The 20,643-nt window shown below is 70.9% G+C and carries 18 protein-coding genes and 1 pseudogene; 8 read left to right on the forward strand and 11 right to left on the reverse strand.

Going from position 1 to position 20,643, the window contains the following annotated elements:
* Nucleotides 1–22 precede the first annotated feature (22 nt).
* Nucleotides 23–784 (forward strand): annotated as a pseudogene (locus ACIBAE_RS06700) (GntR family transcriptional regulator); the annotation flags it as partial.
* 127 nt (nt 785–911) lie between these two features.
* On the opposite strand, the gene ACIBAE_RS06705 reads toward ACIBAE_RS06700, so the two are convergent.
* The 10 genes from ACIBAE_RS06705 to ACIBAE_RS06750 form a co-directional block, all read right to left on the reverse strand.
* Complete coding sequence (locus ACIBAE_RS06705; protein WP_399282757.1) at nt 912–1,676, reverse strand: enoyl-CoA hydratase/isomerase family protein; 765 nt, start codon at nt 1,674–1,676, stop codon at nt 912–914.
* Nucleotides 1,677–1,756: 80 nt separating this feature from the next.
* Nucleotides 1,757–3,010: a cytochrome P450 gene (locus ACIBAE_RS06710; protein ID WP_399282758.1), complete on the reverse strand. Its 1,254-nt coding sequence runs from the start codon at nt 3,008–3,010 to the stop codon at nt 1,757–1,759.
* 103 nt (nt 3,011–3,113) lie between these two features.
* Nucleotides 3,114–4,484: a cytochrome P450 gene (locus ACIBAE_RS06715; RefSeq protein ID WP_399282759.1), complete on the reverse strand. Its 1,371-nt coding sequence runs from the start codon at nt 4,482–4,484 to the stop codon at nt 3,114–3,116.
* 10 nt (nt 4,485–4,494) lie between these two features.
* Nucleotides 4,495–5,085 carry a GTP-binding protein gene (locus ACIBAE_RS06720; RefSeq protein WP_399282760.1) on the reverse strand — a complete coding sequence of 197 codons (591 nt, stop codon included), beginning with the start codon at nt 5,083–5,085 and terminating at the stop codon, nt 4,495–4,497.
* Nucleotides 5,060–5,434 carry a DUF742 domain-containing protein gene (locus tag ACIBAE_RS06725; RefSeq protein WP_399282761.1) on the reverse strand — a complete coding sequence of 125 codons (375 nt, stop codon included), beginning with the start codon at nt 5,432–5,434 and terminating at the stop codon, nt 5,060–5,062. The genes ACIBAE_RS06720 and ACIBAE_RS06725 overlap by 26 nt, the downstream gene beginning before the upstream one ends.
* Nucleotides 5,431–5,838: a roadblock/LC7 domain-containing protein gene (locus ACIBAE_RS06730; RefSeq protein WP_399282763.1), complete on the reverse strand. Its 408-nt coding sequence runs from the start codon at nt 5,836–5,838 to the stop codon at nt 5,431–5,433. The genes ACIBAE_RS06725 and ACIBAE_RS06730 overlap by 4 nt, the downstream gene beginning before the upstream one ends.
* Nucleotides 5,835–6,971, reverse strand: coding sequence for an ATP-binding protein (locus ACIBAE_RS06735; protein WP_399282764.1), 1,137 nt, complete (start codon nt 6,969–6,971; stop codon nt 5,835–5,837). The genes ACIBAE_RS06730 and ACIBAE_RS06735 overlap by 4 nt, the downstream gene beginning before the upstream one ends.
* 194 nt (nt 6,972–7,165) lie before the next feature.
* Nucleotides 7,166–7,303, reverse strand: a complete 138-nt coding sequence (locus ACIBAE_RS06740) for a hypothetical protein (RefSeq protein WP_399282765.1) — start codon at nt 7,301–7,303, stop codon at nt 7,166–7,168.
* A gap of 616 nt (nt 7,304–7,919) precedes the next feature.
* Nucleotides 7,920–8,681, reverse strand: coding sequence for a hypothetical protein (locus tag ACIBAE_RS06745; protein ID WP_399282766.1), 762 nt, complete (start codon nt 8,679–8,681; stop codon nt 7,920–7,922).
* A 340-nt stretch (nt 8,682–9,021) separates the two neighbouring features.
* Nucleotides 9,022–10,824: a PucR family transcriptional regulator gene (locus ACIBAE_RS06750; RefSeq protein WP_399282767.1), complete on the reverse strand. Its 1,803-nt coding sequence runs from the start codon at nt 10,822–10,824 to the stop codon at nt 9,022–9,024.
* A gap of 256 nt (nt 10,825–11,080) precedes the next feature.
* Here ACIBAE_RS06750 and ACIBAE_RS06755 point away from each other — a divergent pair, with 256 nt between their 5' ends.
* From ACIBAE_RS06755 to ACIBAE_RS06770, 4 genes are all read left to right on the forward strand, one after another.
* Nucleotides 11,081–11,971: an FAD binding domain-containing protein gene (locus ACIBAE_RS06755; RefSeq protein ID WP_399282768.1), complete on the forward strand. Its 891-nt coding sequence runs from the start codon at nt 11,081–11,083 to the stop codon at nt 11,969–11,971.
* Between the two features lie 2 nt (nt 11,972–11,973).
* Nucleotides 11,974–12,573 (forward strand): (2Fe-2S)-binding protein, encoded by a 600-nt coding sequence (locus ACIBAE_RS06760; protein ID WP_399282769.1) that lies wholly within the window; start codon nt 11,974–11,976, stop codon nt 12,571–12,573.
* A gap of 4 nt (nt 12,574–12,577) precedes the next feature.
* Nucleotides 12,578–14,962, forward strand: a complete 2,385-nt coding sequence (locus ACIBAE_RS06765; RefSeq protein WP_399282770.1) for a xanthine dehydrogenase family protein molybdopterin-binding subunit — start codon at nt 12,578–12,580, stop codon at nt 14,960–14,962.
* Nucleotides 14,963–15,064: 102 nt separating this feature from the next.
* Nucleotides 15,065–16,228 (forward strand): XdhC family protein, encoded by a 1,164-nt coding sequence (locus tag ACIBAE_RS06770; protein WP_399282771.1) that lies wholly within the window; start codon nt 15,065–15,067, stop codon nt 16,226–16,228.
* Between the two features lie 124 nt (nt 16,229–16,352).
* Here the strand turns inward: ACIBAE_RS06770 and ACIBAE_RS06775 are convergent, their stop codons facing one another.
* Nucleotides 16,353–17,378 (reverse strand): LacI family DNA-binding transcriptional regulator, encoded by a 1,026-nt coding sequence (locus ACIBAE_RS06775; protein WP_399282772.1) that lies wholly within the window; start codon nt 17,376–17,378, stop codon nt 16,353–16,355.
* 286 nt (nt 17,379–17,664) lie between these two features.
* Between ACIBAE_RS06775 and ACIBAE_RS06780 the strand changes: the two genes are divergently transcribed.
* The 3 genes from ACIBAE_RS06780 to ACIBAE_RS06790 all read left to right on the forward strand — a co-directional run bounded on the left by ACIBAE_RS06780 (nt 17,665) and on the right by ACIBAE_RS06790 (nt 20,613).
* Entirely contained in the window at nt 17,665–18,144 is a 480-nt protein-coding gene (locus ACIBAE_RS06780) for a lamin tail domain-containing protein (RefSeq protein WP_399282773.1), read from the forward strand.
* A 373-nt stretch (nt 18,145–18,517) separates the two neighbouring features.
* Nucleotides 18,518–19,789 carry a VWA domain-containing protein gene (locus ACIBAE_RS06785; RefSeq protein ID WP_399282774.1) on the forward strand — a complete coding sequence of 424 codons (1,272 nt, stop codon included), beginning with the start codon at nt 18,518–18,520 and terminating at the stop codon, nt 19,787–19,789.
* Nucleotides 19,789–20,613, forward strand: coding sequence for a hypothetical protein (locus ACIBAE_RS06790; RefSeq protein ID WP_399282775.1), 825 nt, complete (start codon nt 19,789–19,791; stop codon nt 20,611–20,613). Before ACIBAE_RS06785 ends, ACIBAE_RS06790 begins: the two co-directional genes overlap by 1 nt.
* Nucleotides 20,614–20,643: the final 30 nt, after the last annotated feature.

The raw sequence follows: 20,643 nt of genomic DNA on the forward strand, positions 1-20,643 counted from the left end.
AACTGCGGCGCCGCCCGCCTATCGTGCACAGCAGTGTCCGGTTCCCGCGAGGCGGCGGACCGACCGGACCGGACGGCGGAGGTGGACCCGAGTGGAGCAGGGCAGAGCGGGCGAGACCGCCGCGCCGTCGCCGTACCCGTCCGGGTTGCCCGCGCAGCGGAGCGTGCGGCGCCATTCCGTGCGGGGCCAGGTCCTCGCCGCCCTGCGCGACGCACTCGTCACCGGCGACCTCGTCCCCGGCGAGGTCTACTCGGCACCCGCACTCGGCGAACGCCTCGGCGTCTCCGCCACCCCCGTACGCGAGGCCATGCAGCAACTCACGCTGGAGGGCGCGGTCGAGGTCGTCCCGAACCGTGGCTTCCGGGTGACCGAGCGCAGCGCGCGGGAACTCGCCGAACTGGCGGAGGTACGGGCGCTGGTGGAGGTGCCGGTGATGCTGCGCCTGGCCCGTTCCGTACCGGCGGAACGCTGGGCGGAACTGCGTCCCCTGGCGGACGCGACGGGCGCGGCCGCGGCCGTCGGGGACCGCCCCGCCTACCTGGAGCGCGACCGGGCCTTCCACCGCGCGCTGCTCTCCCTCGCGGGCAACGAGCAGCTGGTCATGGTCGCGGACGACCTGCACCGCCGCTCCCAGTGGCCGCCGGCCGGTGCCCCGGCCGTGCGCCGCGCCGACCTGGTCGCGGACGCGGCCGAGCACTCGGCGCTGCTGGACGCCCTGATCGCCCAGGACCTGCCGGTGGTGCGGTCGCTGGTACGGGAACACTTCACGGGCGCGGGCGGCTGAGGGCGCGGCCGGCGATGAGCGCGGCCGGTCGCGAGCGAGGCCGGCCGGGTCCCGGTCCGGCCGGGTCCCGGTCCGTCGAGTGCCTTCCTCGCCGAACCGGGAGCCCGTCCTCAGCCGGGCCGGTGACTCATCGGGCGCGTGCCGCCTCGGCCGCCGCCACCGCCGACGTCAGCAGTTCGGCGTCGAAGAGGGTGGCGTCCGCGAGTCGGTTGGCGCCCGAGTACGCGTTCAGCATCGTCTTCGCGGTACGCAGTGCGGCGGGCGATCTGCGGACCAGCGGCTTCGTCCACCGGGTGACCGCGTTGTCCAGTTCTGCCTCCGGGACGACCCTGTGGAGGATGGACAGCTCCGCCGCCGTCGTGGCGTCGAAGTTGTCGGCGGTCAGTATCAGCTCACGGATCCTGGCCGCTCCCGTCTCGTTGAGCAGCCGGGGCAGGATGCCACCCCAGGCGGGAGGCACCCCGAGGCCCAGCTCCGGCAGCCGGAAACGGCAGTTGTCCGCCCCGACCCGCAGATCACAGAACACCGCGAGTCCCACACCGGCCCCGATCACCCCCCCGTGCAGCCGGGCGATGGTGACGGCGTCGGTGGTCGCCAGGGCGTCGCACACCCGTCGTGCCTTGTTGCCGAGCGCGCGAAGGCCGGCTCCGGTGGGATCCGTGGCCAGTAAATCGGGGAATTCTCTTCGGTCCCCGCCCAGACAGAAGTCGTCGCCGGCGCCGGAGAGCACCAGTACCCGGATACCCGGGTCGTCGTCCAGGGCGCCGAGCACGGCGAGGAGTTCGTCGAGCAGCAGCCCGGAGATGGCGTTGCCTGTCTCGGGGCTGTTCAGCAGCACCTTCAGGACGGCCCCTTCCCGGGCGACGTGAAGGGCCTTGAAGTCTTCCATCATGCGGTTCCTTGTTCCTTCTGTGCTGTGCCGTGCTTCCCGGTTCGTTTCTTCTCGCTCCCGCTTCTCGCCGAACCGGTGCGTCAGGGCCTGGCGACCTTGAGCGTCGTGAGGCGCCGGAAGGCCACCCGGGGCGCCCATCCGGGCGCATGAACGAGCCGGAGTCCGGGCAGACGCCTGAGCAGGGCGGTCAGCAGTGACGTGGCTTCCAGACGGGCCAGCGGCGCGCCGAGGCAGTAGTGGATTCCGCCGCCGAAGCTCAGCGGCGCGGCCTTGCGGCGGATGTCGAAGATCTCCGGATCGGCGTGCTGCCGCGGGTCGTGATGGGCGGCGCCGACCATGAGCTGCACCATCTCGTTCTCGCGTATGTGCGTACCGGCGAGAACGGTGTCCTGGCCGGCGATCCGGCTGATCATGTGAATCGGCGGGTCGTAGCGCAGTACCTCCTCGACCGCCCCCGGTATGTGCTCGGGATGGCCACGCAGCCAGTCCAGTTGGCGGGGATGCTCCAGGAGCAGCCACACCATGGTGGCCAGCAGGTGCGCCGTGGTCTCCAGCGCGGCCAGGACCACGAAGAGTGCCAGGGAGTAGACGGCCTCGTCGGCGACGGCCTGATCGGGTTCGAGCCCGTCCCAGGTCCGGATCCAGGTCGAGACCGGATCGTCCCCGGGCGCTCTGCGCCGCTCCCGTACCAGTGCGGTGAAGTACTCCCTCAACTGGTGGGTGGCGCTGTCGGACAGCGCGAGCTGACTCGGGGAGGGAAACAATTCCTGGGTGAATACCTGGTCGTGGGTGAGCGACCGCAGCAGTGGATAATCCTCCGGCGGAAGGCCGAGCCATTCGCCGATGGTAATCACCGGCAATTCTTCGCAGACGAGTGTATTGAAATCGGCCTCGCCGTCCCGCAATTCCTCTGTGAGACGGTCGAGCAGCCTCTCGGATGTACGGTCGACCGAATCCCTCATCAGGGCCAGGGATTTTCGGTCGAACATACTGCCCATGGACCGCCGCATCCGGGTGTGATCCGGCGGATTGAGCATGGGCAAAGTGCCGCCCATTTGACGGGAAGCGGGTGCCCCCCAGCGTGCCGAGTCGTCCTGGCCGGCTCGCCAGTCGCTGCCCGGCACCTGCCAGGACCTGTCCCTCAGGACCTGGTCACACAGGGTGTAGGAGGTCACCAGGTGCCCGCCCCACGGAGCTGGGAAGATGTCTCCCAGCGCTCTCAGCTCCGCGTAGAAAGGCAGCGGATTGGACTGCCCGCCCGCCGTGCGCAGGCGGGAGAATAGTGAAACGACAGAGCGTCGGTCGACGGACAGGGTAGCCAGGGCCGGCTCCACAGCGACTCCTTCTTTCAAGAGATCACATGAGATTCGCGCCCCTTGCCTACCCGTGAAATAGACTATTCATACAATCCGAAAACAAACGCGTTTGTTGCGAAGGTCACACCTTCCACCAGGTCAGGAAGCCACTCCACCAGCTACCCTTCCCCGGCCTGCCCTGATGTTCCTGAACCGGGGGATATCCGGTGGTACGGCCACTCGTCGCATAAGCGGCGCCGGCGGGCCGGCTTTCTTTGCGTACCGGGGTAAAGCGGGCCGGCAGCGCGTTGAGCGCACGGTGGAACGGACCCGGCCGCCAGGTCAGACTGTCGGCGGCCACACCCAGCTCGATGTCCGGCAGGGTGTTGAGGAGCTTCTCGATGGCCAGCACGGAGATCAGCAGAGCGGGATCCTTGGCCGGGCAGGCGTGCGGACCCGCGCCCCAGGCCAGGTGGGCCCGCTTGCTGAGCGTCTGACGGCTCGCCGACAGACTCGGGTCGGTGTTCGCCGCCGCGAAGCTGATGAGCACCGGATCGCCGGCGTCCAGCTTGGCCCCGGAGAGATCGACGTCGTACAGGGGATAGTGCACGGCGTAGTTGGCGATCGGCGGGCTGTTCCACAGCACGTCGTTGATGGCGTCCTCGACCAGCAGACCGGCCGCGTACTGACCGCCCGCGTACTTCTCGTCGGACAGCAGCACCCGCAGCGAGTTCGCGATGACGTTCTGCATCGGCTCCGTGCCCGCCCCGATGAGCAGCACCAGCTGATGGATCATCTCTTCGTCGGACAGCCGGGCCTCGTGCTGCATCAGCCACGACGTGATGTCGTCGCCGGGCTTGGCACGCTTCAGCGCGAGCAGTTCCAGCAGGGCCTCGGTCAGGACCTCGTTGGCCTTCTCCGCGTCGACACCGTCGAACAGGCTGGAGATACCGAAGACCAGCCGGTCCCCGATCTCCGCCGGGCAGCCGAAGAGATCGTTGAAGACCAGCAGCGGCACCAACTGCGCGTAGTCGGTGACCAGGTCGACCTTGCCCCGGTTGCTGAACTGGCTGATCAGGTACGAGGAGACCCGCTCCACGTGCCGGCTGAGCCGGTGGGTGTCGACCCGGGCCAGGCTCTCCGTCACCGCCTGGCGCAGCCTCAGGTGCTCCGCCCCGTCGGAGAACATGGAGTTCGGCCGGTACATCATCATGGGCAGCACGGGGCTGTCCTCGGGCACCCGGCCCTCACTCAGCGCCCGCCAGCGGCGCGAGTCGCGCGCGAAGGCGTCCGGGTTCTGGAGCACATGGAGCGCCGCCGCGTAGTCCGTGACGAGCGCGGCGTCGACGCCGGGCGCCAGCTCGACGGGCGCGGCGGGACCGTACTGCCGAAGGTGCTCGTAGAAGGCGTCGGGGGCGGCGGCGAATTCGGCGCCGTAAAGGGGAACGCCCTTGTCGCTCCGGTGCGCCGGGCTGACCGGCGGCGGAGACTGAAATTCCGGTTGGGATTGCATGCCTGAACTCCTAGTTGAGGCGCGACTGTAGATAACGGACCAGTGCGATGAGTGAGTTCGCCGACGACCGCTGGTCACGCGCGTCGCAGCTGACGACCGGGGTCTCGGGGAGCAGGTCCAGCGCCTCCCGTATCTCGTCGAGCGAGTGGCCCGGTGTCCCGTCGAACTGGTTCACCGCGATGGCGTAGGGGATCCCGTAGTGCTCCACCAGGTCCATCACGGGGAAGGACTCCTCCAGGCGCTGGGGGTCGACCAGCACGAGTGCGCCCAGCGCTCCGCGGGTCATGTCCTCCCACACCGAGACGAACCGCTGCTGGCCGGGTGTCCCGAAGAGGTACAGGACCAGCTGCTCGCTGAGGGTGAGGCGGCCGAAGTCCATGGCCACCGTCGTCGTCTTCTTGCCGGGAGCGCCCTTCAGGTCGTCGATGCCCTCGCCCGCCTGCGTCATCACCTCTTCGGTGCGCAGCGGCGGGATCTCGGACATGGTCCCGATGAACGTCGTCTTGCCCACGGCGAAGTGGCCGACCACGAGGATCTTCGCAGCGGTTCGCACCGAGTCGCGGACATAGACGCCGTTATCCGAAGCGGGCCTGAAGGCCATGCAGCACCTCCTCGAGGATGTTTCTGTCGACGAGCTTCGCGGCGGGTATGGGTGCGCGTGTCACCACGTATCCCTGCTCCGTGAGGTCGGACAGCAGAATCTTGACGATGCCCACGGGCAGCTCGGTGTGACCGGCTATCTCGGCGACCGAGAGGTAGCCGCCCGAACACAGCTCCAGGAGACGGCGCTTCTCGGGATCGAGCTGCCCCGTCCCGGGTGCCTCCGGCGACGCCGTGACCAGCGTGATCAGTGTGAAATCGTTGTCATCCAGCAGGCTGCGCCCGTTGGTGATGACGTACGGACGCACTAAGGGCGCCGTCTCCAGCTCCGGCTCATCCGATGTCGTCATACCGAGGTGTCGGCATTCTCGCGGGGCGGGCTGGTCAAGGCCTTGCCGAGCTGGCCGACGAGCTGCTGCATACGGAAGGTGATCTCCGCCATGTCGACGTCGGGGGAGGCCGAGACGGCGAGGTAGGCACCTTCGCCGGCGGAGATGAGGAAGACCCATCCGTGGTCGAACTCGACCAGGGTCTGACGCCACTGCGGGCGGCTGCCCGGGCTGCCGCAGAAGTCGGCCACCGTACGGCTCAGCGACTGCATTCCGCTCATCGCGGCGGCGACGGTGTCGGCGTGGTCCTTGCCGACATCCTTCGAGCGGGCCATGAGCAGGCCGTCGGCGGAGACGAGGATCGCGTGGCGTGCTTCGGGCACTTCCAGAGCACTGTCAAGCATCCATGACAGATCGTAATTCACTGAGTCTCATGCCCTTCACTGCTGGCGTGGTGGGAACGACGCCCCGATTGAGTACCCCGCTGGAACGCACCCATGACGGAGGCGGCCTGCTCGCTGGAACGAGCCGGGGCCTCCGTGTTCTCGTCGGTCGGCACGATCGACATCGCGCCCCGGCGACGACGCTTCGGCAGACCGCCGAACGTGGTCGAGGGAGCCGCCGCGTTCTCTTCGGGCGGCATCGGGGAGGACGCGGCCACGGCGGTTTTCTCCTCGGGCTCGGGTGCGGGCTCGGGCATGGATGTCAGGAGGTCGTCGGGAAGGAGTACGACCGCACGCACACCGCCGTAGGGTGACGTGGAATCAACCGACACGCTGAATCCGTAGCGGGCGGCGAGCACGCCGATCACGGTGAATCCGAACTGCGGCGGATTGCCGAGACCCGAGACGCCCGGCGAACGCTCACTCGAAAGGAGCTTCGCGGCCCTGTTCTTCTCTTCTTCGTTCATACCGACACCGGCGTCATCGACGATGATGCACACGCCCTTGGGCACGGGCCGGATATTGATCTCGATCATCGTCTCGGGCGCCGAATAACTGGTGGCGTTGTCCAGCAATTCGGCGAGCGTGAGCGCGACCGGTTCGACGGCGCGGCTGACGATGGCGTAATTGCTCTGGGCGCGGATCTCGACGCGCGTGAAGTGGCGGATACGGCCCTTCGCGCTGCGGACCACGTCGTAGAGCGAGGCCGCCGTACGCTGCCGGCCGAGCCATCCGTCGCAGAGTACGGCGATGGACTGGGCGCGACGCGCGAACTGCGAATTCATGTGGTCGATGTCCAGGAGGTCCTGGAGAATCTGGAGTTCTCCGTACTTGTCCTGAATTTTGGAGATGGCCAGCTGCTGTTCGCTGGCGAGGCCCTGAAGCGTCCGCATGGCCGCTTTCAGAGCGTTCTTCGTCGACTCTTCCGCCCGCTCCTTGGCCTCTTCGACGGCCTCGGCGTAGTGGCTCTCCAGGTTGGCGTAGTGAGCCTTGAGTTCCTCCTTCTCCTTCCGTATCTCGGCGATGGATTTTCTACCGCGGACAATCGCGGCTGCGGCGACAGGCGTGCCAGCGATCAAACCCCAAACCGCTGGATCCTGGAAGTATTGCGTCATAAGGCTCTCTTCGGACGGCTGGGCCACCAGGTGCTGAATGTCTGGAGGGTGCGTTCGGTTGCGTTCGCTGTCACAGACATGCGAATCGGCCGCGCGTGCTCGCCTGCCGGAATGCCTGCAAAGGCCCGGCTAAAGGCATAGTTCTCCCCGGGGTGGCGGAATTCTGGGCCGATGCGCTGACTTTCCTTTTTGCCCTAGCGGGTTTCCCGCTGCTTGGCAAGCGTGGCGATCTTATCATCACCCGATGGAGTGAAGTCCGTGCCGTTCTGTTCCGTTTCTGGCTTCTGACGGAAATTCAGCGAGCGTCCCTCTTTGGGGTTGTTGGAGGCCATTGGCGGGTCATCGAAACACCCCCGAGGGGTGGGGGAATGGGAGTATTTAGGGTTTGGTGAACCTTTTATTCCGCCGATGCCGGAGCGTGACGGACCCGTGCGGCCGGGGTCCGGTGGGGGCCGCGTGAGCTGTCCCACCCCGAAGGTGACCGCACCGATACACGTTCTTCACAGAGTTGATCTGAAAGCCGATGCGGGGGCCGTCGCCGCATCGGCCGCGCCGATCCCGGCATTCGATCTTCGGAAAACTCTTTTCATTCTTCAACGCCCCTTCCATGAAGGGAGGTTCAAAGGAGGCGCGGTGAAAGCGGGAAGTCAGGGCGCCGGGAGGGGTGATTCGTACGGCGACGCGCGATCGAAGCCCCCGATCAGCGCGGCGCGGGGAGGTGCTCGCGGTGGCTGGTGACAGGTCGGACCCGCCACCGTCATGGTCGCGCCCGGTCCGAGCCGATCCGAACGGCCCGGATCGGCGACGGCGCCTGCCCGAAGGGCGACGGCCTCATCCACCCACTGTTCGCCGCGGACCTGGCGGACTTCCCGGTACCGGGCGCCAAAGAACGTGTGCGACGAGGTGACCAGGACCTGGTGACCTGACGGCCTCGAAGAAGAGGGGACGTCAGACCGCGCCCTCGGGGGCGAGTTGGGGCGCCAGCCAGGTCGGTACGCCGCCGAGCAGACGGAACAGCCGCCCGGCCTCCTCGCGCAGGCGGGTCGCCTCCGGCTCGGTCTCGGTGTCCGCGAGGGCGGCGAGCGCCGGGGCCGTACCGACCAGGTATCCCAGCTCCTCACGGATCCGCAGGGATTCGCCGAAGCCGTGTTTGGCCTCCGCCAACTCGCCCTCCCGCAGGGCGAGTCCGGCGAGATGGCGCCAGGTGAAGGAGAGCAGCAGACTTTCGCCGTGCGCCGCCGCCGCGGCGTGCGCCCGGCGGTACGCCGCACGGGCGGACTGCGGCGAGCCGGAGAGATGCTCGGCGATCAGCCCGCGCCGGAAGTCGAGCAGCGCGCGGCCGGCGGTGGTGGGGTCGAGGAGGGCGGCCGCCCGGCCGAGGGCGGCGCGCGCCTCGTCCGCCCGGTCGCGTACGCCGAGAACGGTGGAGGCGTAGGCGAGGTGACCGCGTTCGCAGGCGGCGGCGCCGCGTTCGTCGTCCTCGCGGGCCATGGCCTCCGCGACGCGCAGGGCGTCCTCGGCGTCCGGCCAGCCGCCGCCGGTGAACAGGCAGCGCTCCACGAGGAGGGAGGCGCGCTGGAGCGCCGGGGCCGCGGCGCCGGCGTGCGGTGCGAGCAGCGCCGCCGCGTCGGTCCAGCAGCCGCGCGAGCGCAGCCGCCATACCGCGGTCTGGAGAGGGTCGTCACCGGCAGTGGTTCCGGAACCAGACATGGCGGTATACGCCACATTGCCCTCCCCGAGCGCGCCGTTGTGCTGTTGAGTGTGAGACGCATCTCAGCATGGATCGGGATGCCGGGCCAGTAGGCAGGTGAAAGTTTTCACAATCACCTCCGCGTCACGGTCGTTTCACCTGAGGGCCAGGGAACCACTGGGCAGGGCCCTCACCTGGGGTACCGGGGGAGGAGGAGCGCACCCGGGCGGTTCGGGACCCGCCCGGGTGACGGCGGTCAACCGTGGTCCACGGCGGCAGGCTGTCGGGCGGCTGTCGTGCGGCGGACGCCCGGCCCGTGGGCGGTCGGCCGCGCGCCTTCCCGGGACGGCCCCGCACACGTCAGCTCATCCGGAGCGCCAGGAAGAAATCCAGCTTGTCCTCCAGACGCGACAGGTCACGATCCGTCAGCTGCTCGATCCTGCCCACGCGGTAACGCAAGGTGTTCACATGCAGGTGCAGCCGGGCCGCGCACCGCGTCCAGGAGCCGTCGCAGTCCAGAAACGCCTCCAGCGTGGGGATCAGCTCCGCGCGGTGGCGGCGGTCGTACTCCCTCAGCGGGTCCAGCAGCCTGGCCGTGAAGGCGCGGCGTACGTCGTCGGGGACGAACGGCAGCAGCAGCACGTGCGAGGCCAGCTCATGGTGGCCCGCCGCGCTGACGCTGCCCGGACGGGCCGCCGCCACACGCCGGGCATGGCGGGCTTCCTCCAGGGCGCCACGCAGGCCCTCCGCCGAGTGCACCGGCGCGCTGAAGCCCAGCGTCAGCCGTCCGTCGTCCGCGAGACCGGAGGACAGCGGTGCCCGTACGGCGTCCAGCAGCGCGTCCGCCCGCAGGCCGGGGCCGGGGGCCGGTTCCGCGGGCTTCCTCTCCTGGCCGGGAAGGGATTCGGCGACCGCGCCCGGATCGGTCTGGGCAGCCGGCCCGCCCGGCCCCGAACCCGTGCCCCCATCCGGCTCGGCGGCGACCGGCTCGTCAGCCACCGCCGCCACCGCACGCACCGCCGTCAGCGGCACCAGCGCGATCGCCTCATCACCCGTATGGGCTACCGCGATCCGGTCGGTGGAATCCGCCCCCTCCGCCGCCGGGTCCACCAGGATCTCCTCCAGCAGCGACTGCGCCACCGGACCGCCCTCGACGGCCGGGCCCGAGCCGTCCCCCGCCCACTCCACCTGGGCCACCACGACCTGCCAGTACGGCTCCGGCTCCACCCCGGGCAGCAGTATCGGAGCCGCCACCCGCAGGCGCGCCGCGATGTCGGCGGGCACGGCGTCCGTCTGGAGCAGTTCGAGGACCTCCTGGGCTAGCCGGCGCCGTACCGTACGCGCGGTGTCCCGCCGGTCCCGTTCCACCGCGATCAGCTGCGTGACGCCCTGGAGCAGATCGAGCCGGGCCGCCGGCCAGTCGCCCGCGTCCGCCTCGACCGCCAGCAGCCAGTCCGTCAGGACGCCCTCCCGTCCGACGTCGGCGCCGGCGGCGCCGCGCGCGTGGACGGGGAAGAGCGAGTAGGCCGTCCCCTCGACACGCACCCGGTGCGGACCCCGGCGGCCGGTGCGGGTGGCCGCCAGATGCTCGCCCGCGAGCGCGGCGGCCCGCGCCACGGGCAGCGCATCGCCCGCGCCCGCGATCTGCCGGCCGGTTGGGGAGAGGACCCAGGCCCGCAGGTCGAGATCGGAGCCGAGCAGGTCCAGGACCACGTCGGGGCCGCCGCCCGCCGGGCCCGAGGTCATCAGCCTGCGGTGCCGTTCGACGACCGCGGCCAGGTCCCCGGCACGCTCCCCGGACACCTGCCGGACCACATGCTCGGTGATCGTCGCGAACGCCACGTCCTCGTCCACCGCGAACAGCGGCAGCCGGTGCAGCGCGCACGCCGCGACCAGCTCGTCCGGGATGTCGCCCAGCTCCGCCTCGCCCGCCGCGAGCCCCGCGACGCCGGCGATCGCGAGCGTCCGTACGAACGGCTCGGTGTCCTCGGCGGAGCGCCGCCAGGCGAGGCCGGTGAGGACCAGCTCGCCGCCCGAGAGATAGCGGCTCGGGTCGCGCAGATCGGTGGTCATCACCCCGCGGACGCTCCGGTCCAGCTCGTCCTCGCCACCGAGCAGCCGCAGGCCCAGCGCTTGGGTTTCCAGCAGTGCGCGCAGCCGCATCCGGGTCGCCGCCGATCTTTCTCGTCGTGTCGTGGGCCCTGTCCGAGGACCGAGAGTTTCGGCGCTGAGTGTTTCGGGAGGAAAACCCTTCGGTTACCGAGCCTCGTCTTTCGTTCGAATCTACAAGACCGGAAAGGCGCCCGGCGAACTCCTTCATGGTTTGTGTGACTGCGCCTGACCGTCCCGCGCCCTGTGTACTGGTGGCGACAGTGTGTGCGCAGAGCGTCTGTCAGGACGACCGGGAAGAGAGCCGCTCATGGATTTCCTCCGCCCCGCCAGCTGGGAGGAGGCGCTCGCCGCCAAGGCCGAGCACCCCACCGCCGTGCCCATCGCGGGGGGCACGGACGTCATGGTCGAGATCAATTTCGATCACCGGAGACCGGGGTACCTGCTCGACCTGAACCGGATCGGGGAGCTGCGCGCGTGGGCGGTCGGCGACGAGAACGTCGAGCTCGGCGCCTGCGTCCCGTACACCCACATCATGGAGCACCTCAGGACACCGCTGCCCGGCCTCGCGCTCGCCTCCCACACCGTCGCCTCGCCGCAGATCCGCAATCGGGGCGGGGTCGGCGGCAACCTCGGCACCGCGTCCCCGGCCGGGGACGCGCACCCGGCGCTGCTCGCGGCGGGCGCCGAGGTGGAGGCCGAGTCGGTGCGCGGTACGCGGCGCATCCCGATCGACGCGTTCTACACGGGTGTGAAGCGCAACGCGCTCGCCGCCGACGAACTGATCAAGACGGTGCACATCAAGAAGGCGAGCGGCCCGCAGCAGTACTCGAAGGTCGGCACCCGCAACGCGATGGTCATCGCGGTGTGCGCCTTCGGTCTGGCCCTGCACCCGGAGACCCGCACGGTGCGGACCGGCATCGGCTCGGCCGCCCCCACCCCCGTCCGGGCGCGTGACGCGGAGGCGTTCCTGAACGCGGCGCTCGACGAGGGGGGATTCTGGGAGAACGGGAAAAGCATCCCCCCGTCGGTCGTGAAGCAGTTCGCCGATCTCGTCTCGGCCGCCTGCAACCCCATCGACGATGTGCGCGGTACCGCGGCGTACCGCCGCCACGCGGTGGGCATCATGGCCCGCCGCCAGCTCGGCTGGACCTGGGAGCAGTACCGCGGCGACGGCCGCGCCCTGGAAGGAGTGGCGTAACCATGCGGGTGAATTTCACGGTCAACGGACGCGAGTACCGGGCCGACGACGTGTGGGAGGGCGAGAGCCTGCTCTACGTCCTGCGCGAGCGGCTGGGCCTTCCGGGCTCCAAGAACGCCTGTGAGCAGGGCGAATGCGGTTCCTGCACGGTACGGCTCGACGGCGTCCCGGTCTGTTCCTGCCTGGTCGCGGCCGGCCAGGTCGAGGGGCGCGAGGTCGTCACCGTCGAGGGGCTGGCCCAGTACGCCAGGCAGCGCGCCGACGCGCGCGGGATCGAGGCGGACCCGGCGACCGCCACACCCGGCGTCGGTACCGCCACACCCGGCGGCGGTACCGGCGCGCCTGGCGGTACCGGCGAGCCCGCCGACGCCGGCGAACTGTCCCCGATCCAGCAGGCGTTCATCGACGCCGGCGCCGTGCAGTGCGGCTTCTGCACCCCTGGCCTGCTGGTCGCCGCCGACGAGATGCTGGAGCGCCACCCCTCCCCGACCGACGCGGACATCCGCGAGGCGCTCTCCGGCAACCTCTGCCGCTGCACCGGTTACGAGAAGATCCTCGACGCGGTCCGCCTCGCGGCCGCCCGTCAGGAAGAGGCGGTCTGACCCCGTGGCCACCACCGGAACCCCCAGCAGCCTCACCCAGGGCGCCAGGACCAGGGGCGGCGTCGGCGAGTCGACGCTCCGCCCCGACGGCACCCTGAAGGTCACCGGCGAGTTCGCGTACTCCTCGGACATGTGGCACGAGGACATGCTGTGGGGGCACACCCTGCGCTCCACCGCGGCGCACGCCGGGATCCGTTCCATCGACACCGCCGAGGCCCTCGCGACACCCGGCGTGTACGCCGTGCTGACGTACGACGACCTCCCCACCGACGTGACGACGTACGGCCTGGAGATCAAGGACACCCCGGTCCTCGCCCACGGCAAGGTCCGCCACCACGGCGAGCCGGTGGCCCTCGTCGCCGCCGACCACCCGGAGACCGCGCGCCGCGCCGCCGCCAAGATCCGCGTCGACTACGCCGAGCTGCCCGTCGTCACCGACGAGGCGTCGGCGACCGCCCCGGGCGCCCCACTGGTCCACGAGGGCCGCGACGACCACTACATGGGCCATGTCCCGCACCCGAACATCGTGCACCGGCAGCCGATCGTCCGGGGCGACGCCGGCCGGGCCGCGCTGCGCGCCGAGGTGACCGTCTCGGGCGAGTACGTCTTCGGCATGCAGGACCAGGCGTTCCTCGGCCCCGAGTCCGGTCTCGCGGTGCCCGGCGAGGACGGCGGCGTCGATCTGTACATCGCCACCCAGTGGCTCCACTCCGACCTCGGACAGATCGCGCCCGTGCTCGGCCTGCCCGAGGAGAAGGTCCGGATGACGCTCTCCGGCGTCGGCGGGGCCTTCGGCGGTCGCGAGGACCTGTCGATGCAGATCCATGCCTGCCTGCTCGCACTGCGCACCGGCAAGCCGGTCAAGATGGTCTACAACCGGTTCGAATCCTTCTTCGGCCATGTCCACCGGCACCCGGCGAAGCTCTGGTACGAGCACGGTGCGACGCGCGACGGCAAACTCACCCACATGCGCTGCCGGATCGTGCTGGACGGCGGCGCGTACGCCTCCTCCTCCCCGGCCGTCGTCGGGAACGCCGCGTCCCTCTCCGCCGGCCCGTACGTCATCGAGGACGTCGACATCGAGGCGATCGCGCTCTACACCAACAACCCGCCCTGCGGGGCCATGCGCGGCTTCGGCGCGGTCCAGGCGTGTTTCGCGTACGAGGCGCAGATGGACAAGCTGGCGGCGGAACTCGGCCTGGACCCGGTGGAGTTCCGCCGGCTCAACGCCATGGAACAGGGCACGCTCATGCCGACCGGGCAGCGGGTCGACTCCCCGGCCCCGGTCGCCGAACTGCTGCGCCGCGTCAAGGCCAGGCCGCTCCCGCCCGAACGGCATTGGCTCACCGCCGGCGAGGCGGCGGACGTACGGGCGCTGCCCGGCGGCCTGTCCAACACGACGCACGGCGAGGGGGTCGTCCGGGGCGTCGGTTACGCGGTCGGCATCAAGAACGTCGGCTTCTCCGAGGGCTTCGACGACTACTCCACCGCGCGGGTACGCCTCGAAGTGATCGGGGGCGAACCGGTGGCCACCGTGCACACCGCGATGGCCGAGGTCGGCCAGGGCGGGGTCACCGTCCACGCGCAGATCGCCCGTACCGAACTCGGCGTCGCGCAGGTCACCATCCAGCCGGCGAACACCCAGGTCGGCTCGGCGGGTTCCACGTCCGCCTCCCGCCAGACGTACGTCACGGGCGGCGCGGTCAAGCACGCCTGCGAGAACGTCCGGGACAAGGTCCTGGAGATGGGGCGCCGCAAATTCGGCACCTACCACCCGGCCTGGGCCACCGCCGAACTGCTGCTGGAGGACGGCAAGGTCGTCACCGACGGGGGCGAGGTCCTCGCCGGGCTGGCGGACGTGCTGGAAAACGAGGCGGTCGATCTGGAGCTGGAGTGGCGCCACCGCCCGACCCAGGCGTTCGACCTCCGTACGGGACAGGGCAACGGCCATGTCCAGTACTCCTTCGCCGCGCACCGGGCGGTCGTCGAGGTCGATACGGAGCTCGGTCTGGTCAAGGTCATCGAACTGGCCGTCGCCCAGGACGTCGGCAAGGCGCTCAACCCGCTGTCCGTCGTCGGCCAGATCCAGGGCGGCACCACCCAGGGCCTGGGCATGGCGGTCATGGAGGAGATCATCGTGGACCCGAGGACCGCCAAGGTGCGCAACCCGTCCTTCACGGACTATCTGATCCCCACGATCCTCGACACCCCGGCCATCCCCGTCGACATGCTCGAACTGGCCGATCACCACGCGCCGTACGGTCTGCGCGGCGTCGGCGAGGCGCCGACCCTGTCGTCCACCCCCGCCGTCCTCGCGGCCATCAGGAACGCGACGGGCCTCGCTCTGAACCGGACGCCGGTACGCCCCGAACACCTCACCGGCACCTGAGACCGGCACGCGCCCGCACCGGCGCCTGACGCCGGCGCCTGAAGCCCGGACCCGACACCGTCCCCCGCAATCCCCGCTCGGCGAGACCCCGAGGAGACCGAGATGCTGGACATCGCCGAAGAGCTGAACCGGTGGGTCGAGCAGGGACGTGACTTCGCGGTCGCCACGATCGTGGCGGTCAGCGGCAGCGCCCCCCGCCGCCCCGGGGCCGCGCTCGCCGTCGGCGGCGACGGCGCGGCGATCGGCTCGGTCTCCGGCGGCTGCGTGGAGGGGGCCGTCTACGAGCTGTGCCGACAGGCCCTCCAGGACGGCGACACCGTCCTGGAGCGCTTCGGCTACAGCGACGAGGACGCCTTCGCCGTGGGGCTGACCTGCGGCGGGATCATCGACATCCTGGTGACCCCGGTCCACGCGGGCGCACCCGTCCGGCCGGTGTTCGCCGCCGCGCTGGCCGAGGCCGCCCAGGGCGGGACGGCGGCGCTCGTGCGCGTCAGCGAAGGACCGGACGAACTGCGCGGCCGGGCGCTGCTCGTACGCCCTGGCGGATCGTACGAAGGCACCCTCGGCGGACATCCGGAGCTGGACCGTACGGCGGCGGGCGAGGCCCTGGCGATGCTGGACGCCGGACGCACCGGCACGGTCGTCATCGGCGAGCGGGGCTCGCGCTGCGGCCGGCCGCTGACCCTCCTGGTCGAGTCCAGCGTCCCGCCCCCGCGCATGATCGTCTTCGGTGCCGTCGACTTCGCGTCCGCACTGGTCAGGGCCGGTAAGTTCCTCGGCTACCACGTGACGGTGTGCGACGCGCGGCCCGTCTTCGCCACGGCGGCGCGCTTCCCGGACGCCGACGAGATCGTCGTCGACTGGCCGCACCGCTATCTGGGGTCGACGGAGACCGACGGCCGCACCGTGCTCTGCGTGCTCACCCACGACGCCAAGTTCGACGTGCCGCTCCTGCAACTGGCGCTCCGGCTCCCCGTGGCCTTCGTCGGCGCGATGGGATCCCGGCGCACCCACGAGGACCGCGACAGACGGCTGCGGCGGACCGGCGTCACGGAGCTGGAGCTGGCCAGGCTGCACTCGCCGATCGGGCTGGACCTCGGTGCCCGTACGCCCGAGGAGACCGCGCTGTCGATCGCGGCGGAGATCGTCGCGTCCCGGCGGGGCGGCAGCGGCGTACCGCTGAGAGGTGCGCACACCCCCATCCACCACGAGGGGCCCCTGACCCCGGCGGGGACCCCGACGGGCCGGATCGGGTCGGTCGCCTGAGGCTCCGCCGCACGGCGTCACACCCCCCCCCGGCCCGGATCGCCCCGGCCGGACCACCCCGGCCCGGATCAACTCGGCCCGGATCACCCCGGTCTCAACTCGGCCCGGTTCCCCCCGGTCCGGATCACCCCGAGCCGCGCCGCACCAGTTCCGTTCGCAGTACCACCTGCCGCCGCTCCGCCGCCGGGGCGTGGAGCATCTCCCGCAGCGCCCCGGCCATCGTGCGCCCCATCTCCTCCACGGGCTGGCGCACCGAGGTCAGCGGCGGATCGGTGTGCCGGGCGATCGGGGAGTCGTCGAACCCCACCACGGCCACGTCCTCCGGGACCCGGCGCCCGGCCGCGCGCAGCGTGTGCAGGGCGCCCGCCGCCATCACGTCGGAGGCCGCGAAGACCGCGTCGACCCCGGGACACCGCTCCAGCAGCTCCGCCATCGCGCGCCGCCCGCTCTCCTCCGTGAAGTCGCCGTGCGCGATCCGGCCGGTGCCGGGTCCGCCGTCGGCCTCCCGTACCGCCTCCTCGTACCCGCGCAGCCGGCACTGCGCCGCGTACATGTCCAGGGGGCCGGTGATGGTGGCGATACGGCTCCGTCCGGAGGCCGCCAGATGGCGCACCGCCGCCCGGGCGCCGCCGGCGTTGTCGGAGTCGACGTAGGACATGGACTCCTCGCCGGACCTGCGTCCTGAGAGGACCGTCGGCATCCCCATCCCGGCCAGCAGATCGGGCAGTGGATCGCTGCTGTGCAGCGAGACCAGCAGGACGCCGTCGATCCGGCGGGCGCGCGCGTAGTCGAGGAAGCGCTGCCGCTCGTCCTCGGTGCGGACCAGGGTGAGCAGCAGTTGCAGCTCCGTACCGGCGAGGCCGTCGCCCACACCGTGGACGATCTCGGAGAAGTACGGCTCGGCGAAGAACCGTTTCCCGGTCTCGGGTATCACCAGCGCCACGGCGTCCGTACGGCTGCCCGCCAGCGCGCGGGCGGCCCGGTTGGGTACGTAGCCGAGCTCGGCGATCGCCTGCTCGACCAGATGTCTGGTGGTGTCCTTCACCCGCGGCGAGTTGTTGACGACGCGGGACACCGTGCCCCGGCCGACGCCCGCGAGTGCGGCGACCTCCTCCAGGGTGGGCTGGCCCGTGGGTCCCCTCCTCGTCATCGTGCGACCTCCAGCTGGGTGAACCGATACGGGTGGGCCTGATAGGGCCTGTCCCCATTCAATCATTGGGAGCGCTCCCAGACGCGGGGGAGGTCGCTCCGGGGACCGAAGCGCGGGGGAGTGCGCGCCGGGGAAGTGACGGGTGTGCAGATGTCCGCATTTTGTAACCTGTAGCCGGATTTTCGACGATGGGACGTGACGCGGGGCCACAGTGTGAACGTCCGGCGACCGACCGGACACCGGCATCACCGGCACCTCTGATGAGGTGCCGTAGCAGGAGGTTTCTATGTTCCGTTCGGCATCCCGCACCGCTGCCGTCGTCATGGGCTCGGCCGCCCTGGCGGCCACCGCCGTCCTCCCGGCCGCCGCCGCAGGCCACGCGCCGGCCCCGCGCCCGGCCCGCTCGGCCGTCGTCCTCGGCGCCGTCCAGTACGACAGCCCCGGACGGGAGAACCGCTCCAACCGGAGCCTCAACGCGGAGTGGGTGACGGTCAGCAACACCGGCCGGGCGGCGGTGAACCTCAGGGGCTGGACCCTCACCGACGAGGGCCGTCACGTCTACCGCTTCAAGAACCTGCGGCTGGCCGGAAAGCAGTCGGTCCGGGTGCACACCGGCGCCGGCCGCGACACCCTGCACGACGTCTACCAGAGCAGCCTCAGGTACGTGTGGGACAACCGCGACGCCGCGACCCTGCGCGACCAGCGCGGGCACGTGATCGACACCAAGAGCTGGGGCCGCAAGGCCCATGGGCACCAGGGGCGCTGACCTGCTGTCACCTGTGCGCCAGGGGTCCGCGGCCCCTGGCGCACAGCCATGTCTCCCGCCGGGCCGGGCTCACCGGGGGCCGCCGGCGCGTCGGGACCGTACGCCGGATCGAGGGTCCTGGACGGTACGCGCGCGAACCCGGCGACGGCCGGCGCGGCCTCAAGTAGATCGAAGGACCGCCGGAGGTCCGACCTCCGCTCGCTGGCGACCGGATGACGAAGGTTTCGCGTCCCGGTGATACGACGGGTGGTCAGTTGCCCGTGTGCGAGGCCGAGTATCAGGCGGAATGATGGCTGACGAATGGCTGATGAATAACTGACGGATCGTCACATGACGTTTGGTTCCGTCGCTCAATTCTCACTATCATCCGGCAATGATCATAAGTAAACGGTCGGCAGCCGCGCTGTGCGGTCTGGTGGCCACCCTGGCTGTAGGGCTCCTCCCTCCCGTCGCCGTGGCCGATGAACCGACCGGCAGACCGGCCCCGAAGGTCGATCTCGTCATCGATGTCAGCGGTTCGATGCGGACCCGCGACATCGACGGCCAGTCCCGGATGGCGGCGGCGAAACAAGCGTTCAACGAGGTGCTGGACGCGGTGCCGCAGGAGGTCCAGCTCGGCATCCGCACCCTCGGTGCCGACTACCCAGGGAAGGACACCGAGGTCGGCTGCAAGGACACCCGGCAGCTGTACCCGGTCGGTCCGCTGGACCGTACCGAGGCCAAGACCGCGGTCGCCACCCTCGCCCCCACGGGCTGGACCCCGATCGGCCCCGCTCTCCTCGGCGCCGCCGAAGACCTCGAAGGCGGTGACGCCACCCGCCGCATCGTGCTCATCACCGACGGCGAGGACACCTGCGCGCCACTGGACCCCTGCGAGGTCGCGCGCGACATCGCCGCCAAGGGCATCCACCTCGTCATCGACACCCTGGGCCTCGTGCCCGACGCCAAGACCCAGCGGCAGCTGACCTGCATCGCCGAGGCCACCGGCGGCACCTACACCTCCGTACGGCACGCCGACGAACTCTCCGGCCGCGTATCCCAGTTGGTGGAGCGGGCCGCCGACCCCGTCGTCACCCCGGTCGCGACGGAGGGGGCGGCGCGCTGCGCCGACGCGCCCCAGCTGAAGCCGGGCCTCTACAGCGACCGCGAGAAGTTCTCCGAGCACCGCTGGTACCGCGTGGACGTCCTGCCCGGCCAGGAACTGCGCGCCTCGGTCAGCGTCGGCGCGGACCGTGCCGTCGACGACGACTACGGCGTGCTGCTGCGGGCCGTGACCGTCCACGGCAGGGAGATCGTCCGCGGCTCCGAAGCCGGCGACGGACGCACCGATGTGATCTCCACCGGCCTGCGCTACCCCAAGCCGGAGGCCGACAGCGACGAGGAGGCGCGGGCGGCCGTCGAGACGGTCTGCCTCCAGGTCAGCAACGCCTTCTCGGCGCCCGACTCGGTGAAGACCACCCCGGGCCTGCCCATCGAACTGACCGTCGACCTGGTGGACTCGCCCGACGATCCTTCCGACGTCGCCGCGTTCGGCCTGGGCCGCGGCTGGTGGCTGCTCGGCCTGCTGGTCCTCACCGGCCTGCTCGCCGGCCTCGTGTGGGGCTGGGTCTCCCGCTGGCGTGTCGCTGTATGGAGGACCAACTGATGCGTATCACCGGTATGTTCACAGGAACCCTGCTGGCCGGCGCGCTGCTCCTCGGCGCGGCCGGCGGCGCCGAGGCCGACAGCACCCCGAGCCCCTCGGCCACGTCCACCGACACGACCGACAGCGCCGCAGGACCGACCGAGGCCGGCACGTCGTTCCGTACCGCCACCGCGTTCCGGCCCGGCCAGCGGGCCACGGCCGGCGCCTCCACGGGTGACTACCTCTACTGGGTGTTCCCCGTCGACGCGGGGCAGCGGCCCACCGTGACCGCCAAGGTCACGCTGCCCGAGTCAGCCACCAGGAAGGGCGCGGCCACCTGGCAGGTCGACGTCTACGACGGCCTGCGCCGCCGCCAGCCGTGCGTGTACGGCGCGCAGACCCGGGCGGTCGCGGCCGACGCGGCCACGGTGGAGCTGCGCTGCACGCTGCGCGTGGTGAGGTCCTGGGCCGAGCCGTGGGCCGACGATCCGCTGCCGGGCAGCTACTACGTACGCCTGACCGTGGTGAACGCGCAGGAGGAGGACCTCGGACTGCCGGTCCGGACGGAGATCGAGGCCACCACGGCGAACGCGGGCGGCGCCCACGCCGTCGGCGGCACCCTGGCCACCCCGCTGGTCCCCGGCGCCACCGCCGCGTCGGCGGAGGAGGACGCGCCGGGCGACGCGGCGGCGAGCGCGCCGGAGGACGGCTGGTCCTCCGGCTGGTGGACGGACCGCTGGATCTGGACGGCCGCCGGGGGCATCCTCGGGGCCCTCGCGGCCATCGCCGGCTACTCCCTGGCACGGCCTTCCCGCCGCCCGGTGGGACCGCCCCCCGGCTTCTGACGCGGGTGGACCGACACCACGGCGAGCGGC

The sequence above is a fragment of the Streptomyces sp. NPDC051569 genome (genome assembly GCF_044454085.1).
In the GTDB taxonomy this organism is placed as follows: domain Bacteria; phylum Actinomycetota; class Actinomycetes; order Streptomycetales; family Streptomycetaceae; genus Streptomyces.

What these genes read in the sequence shown, in the direction of transcription:
- ACIBAE_RS06760 (WP_399282769.1), top strand. Translation starts at nt 11,974, where the DNA reads ATGCGGGTGAATTTCACGGTCAACGGACGCGAGTACCGGGCCGACGAC.
- ACIBAE_RS06705 (WP_399282757.1), bottom strand. Translation starts at nt 1,676, where the DNA reads ATGATGGAAGACTTCAAGGCCCTTCACGTCGCCCGGGAAGGGGCCGTC.
- ACIBAE_RS06780 (WP_399282773.1), top strand. Translation starts at nt 17,665, where the DNA reads ATGTTCCGTTCGGCATCCCGCACCGCTGCCGTCGTCATGGGCTCGGCC.
- ACIBAE_RS06725 (WP_399282761.1), bottom strand. Translation starts at nt 5,434, where the DNA reads ATGACGACATCGGATGAGCCGGAGCTGGAGACGGCGCCCTTAGTGCGT.
- ACIBAE_RS06755 (WP_399282768.1), top strand. Translation starts at nt 11,081, where the DNA reads ATGGATTTCCTCCGCCCCGCCAGCTGGGAGGAGGCGCTCGCCGCCAAG.
- ACIBAE_RS06720 (WP_399282760.1), bottom strand. Translation starts at nt 5,085, where the DNA reads ATGGCCTTCAGGCCCGCTTCGGATAACGGCGTCTATGTCCGCGACTCG.
- ACIBAE_RS06745 (WP_399282766.1), bottom strand. Translation starts at nt 8,681, where the DNA reads ATGTCTGGTTCCGGAACCACTGCCGGTGACGACCCTCTCCAGACCGCG.
- ACIBAE_RS06715 (WP_399282759.1), bottom strand. Translation starts at nt 4,484, where the DNA reads ATGCAATCCCAACCGGAATTTCAGTCTCCGCCGCCGGTCAGCCCGGCG.
- ACIBAE_RS06785 (WP_399282774.1), top strand. Translation starts at nt 18,518, where the DNA reads ATGATCATAAGTAAACGGTCGGCAGCCGCGCTGTGCGGTCTGGTGGCC.
- ACIBAE_RS06770 (WP_399282771.1), top strand. Translation starts at nt 15,065, where the DNA reads ATGCTGGACATCGCCGAAGAGCTGAACCGGTGGGTCGAGCAGGGACGT.
- ACIBAE_RS06775 (WP_399282772.1), bottom strand. Translation starts at nt 17,378, where the DNA reads ATGACGAGGAGGGGACCCACGGGCCAGCCCACCCTGGAGGAGGTCGCC.
- ACIBAE_RS06735 (WP_399282764.1), bottom strand. Translation starts at nt 6,971, where the DNA reads ATGACGCAATACTTCCAGGATCCAGCGGTTTGGGGTTTGATCGCTGGC.
- ACIBAE_RS06790 (WP_399282775.1), top strand. Translation starts at nt 19,789, where the DNA reads ATGCGTATCACCGGTATGTTCACAGGAACCCTGCTGGCCGGCGCGCTG.
- ACIBAE_RS06750 (WP_399282767.1), bottom strand. Translation starts at nt 10,824, where the DNA reads ATGCGGCTGCGCGCACTGCTGGAAACCCAAGCGCTGGGCCTGCGGCTG.
- ACIBAE_RS06740 (WP_399282765.1), bottom strand. Translation starts at nt 7,303, where the DNA reads ATGGCCTCCAACAACCCCAAAGAGGGACGCTCGCTGAATTTCCGTCAG.